At 67.8% G+C, this 1777-nt stretch carries 2 protein-coding genes and 1 pseudogene; all 3 read left to right on the top strand.

All coding sequences use genetic code 11. The annotated features are described in order from the left end of the window. Positions 1 to 394: pseudogene (locus tag ACT6Y9_RS10785) on the top strand (hypothetical protein); the annotation flags it as partial. Positions 395 to 397: 3 nt separating this feature from the next. Continuing rightward, positions 398 to 754 carry a hydrogenase maturation nickel metallochaperone HypA gene (gene hypA / locus ACT6Y9_RS10780; RefSeq protein ID WP_295478809.1) on the top strand — a complete coding sequence of 119 codons (357 nt, stop codon included), beginning with the start codon at positions 398 to 400 and terminating at the stop codon, positions 752 to 754. A 139-nt stretch (positions 755 to 893) separates the two neighbouring features. Beyond that, positions 894 to 1739, top strand: coding sequence for a hydrogenase nickel incorporation protein HypB (hypB, locus tag ACT6Y9_RS10775; RefSeq protein WP_443744529.1), 846 nt, complete (start codon positions 894 to 896; stop codon positions 1737 to 1739). Positions 1740 to 1777 lie beyond the last annotated feature (38 nt).

Below are 1777 nucleotides of genomic sequence, written 5' to 3'. Positions count from 1 at the left end.
GCTCTCCGTCGGGAGCACCTCCAAAGAGGCAGAGGGGGACCACCCCAACGACCGTGATGCGGCGCTCGAGCGCATGCTTTGGACGTATGGTCCGGAGCCCGGCACCGGCATAAGCTTTGTCGAAAGCGCACGGGGGCTCCTCGTGCATGCCGTGAAGGCCGACCGGGCGGGCGGCGTCGCGTGCCTCAAGATCACCTCGCCCACGGAATGGCAGTTCTCACCCAACGGCGCGGGCCAGCGGATGGCCGGTGCGGCGGTGCGCCCCTTTGAATATCCGGGAGAGTCCCCGGAGGGACGCGCGGCCCTGGCGCTGCGCATCCGGCGCGCGCTCTTCGGGCTCGACGCCTGCGTACCGGTGGACTTCGTCTGGAACGGCCAGTCAAAGGAATCCTGAAGCGTGCACGAACTCTCCATTGCAGAAGGCATCATCGAAATCGTCGAGCGCACCGCGCGTGCGAACGGCGTGAAGCGCGTGAAGTCCGTGCGCGTCTCGATCGGCGAACTTGCGGGCGTGGACGTCCCGAGTCTCGAATTCGCCTGGGAGTCCGTGAGGAAGGGAGGCCCGGCCGCCAGCGCCCGGCTCGAGATCGAGCGGCCCGCAGGCGAAGCCTGGTGCCTCGACTGCGAGACGACCGTTCCCCTCAAGCACTACGGCGACCCCTGCCCCAAGTGCGGCGGCTACAAGCTCGCCGCGACGGGCGGCACCGACATGCGCGTCGTCGACATCGTGGAGGACCTCCCCGAAGCCCCCTGACCCAAGCAGAAAGAACCCGACACCAGGGCATCCGCAGCAGCAGAGGCCGACAGAGCCCAATCCAAGAAGCCGCGCAGCCCGCTCAACGAAAGAAAAATCAACGCCGCCCCAACCAACGGGGCGGAAGGAAGAATCCATCATGTGCACCACCTGCGGCTGCGGCCATTCCGGCCCCCACATGCATGAAGTCGTTGACGCCGAGGGCAACGTCACGCTCACGATCCACGAGCACGAGCACGAGCACGATCATCACCATGATCATGCGCACGGCCACGACCACGCGCACGACCACGGTCCCGCGCACAGCCACGACGCGGCGATGCCCGCCGGGCGCGCCATTGCGGTCGAGGAGGACATCCTCGGGCGCAACAACGCCGTCGCGGCCGAGAACCGCGCGTACTTCGCGAAGAAGCACGTGCTCGCGCTCAACCTCGTCTCGAGTCCGGGTTCGGGCAAGACCGAACTCCTCACGACCACGCTGCGCGCGCTCACGGACGTCCCGACCGCAGTTGTCGAGGGCGACCAGGAGACGGCGAACGACGCCGCCCGCATCCGCGCCACGGGCGTGCGGGCGCTGCAGATCAACACCGGCAAGGGCTGCCACCTCGACGCGGCGATGATCCGGCGCGCCCTGGAGGCGCTCCCCCCTGAAGACCACTCGGTCCTCTTCATCGAGAATGTCGGCAACCTCGTCTGCCCGGCGGAGTTCGACTTGGGCGAAGCCGCCAAGGTCGCGGTCCTCTCCGTCACCGAGGGCGCAGACAAGCCCCTCAAGTACCCGGACATGTTCCGCGCGTCCGAACTCGTGCTTTTGAACAAGATCGACCTGCTCCCCTACGTTCCCTTCGACGCCGACGCGGCCGAGGCAAACGTCCTGCGCGTCAATCCGAAGGCGAAGGTGATCCGGCTCTCGGCCACGACGGGCGAAGGCCTCGAGAAGTGGCTCGCCTGGGTGCGCGCGCAGCTCGTTTTGGCCGGCCTCTGAGCACTTCCCGCCGACTCCTCCCGGGCGGCCCGGCTTTC

This window comes from Sutterella sp. (assembly GCF_052272535.1).
GTDB lineage: Bacteria > Pseudomonadota > Gammaproteobacteria > Burkholderiales > Burkholderiaceae_F > Sutterella.
This window is presented reverse-complemented; position numbering and strand designations above follow the sequence as displayed.

Coding starts and splice junctions, on each gene's coding strand:
- hypB (WP_443744529.1), top strand. CDS start 894: ATGTGCACCACCTGCGGCTGCGGCCATTCCGGCCCCCACATGCATGAA.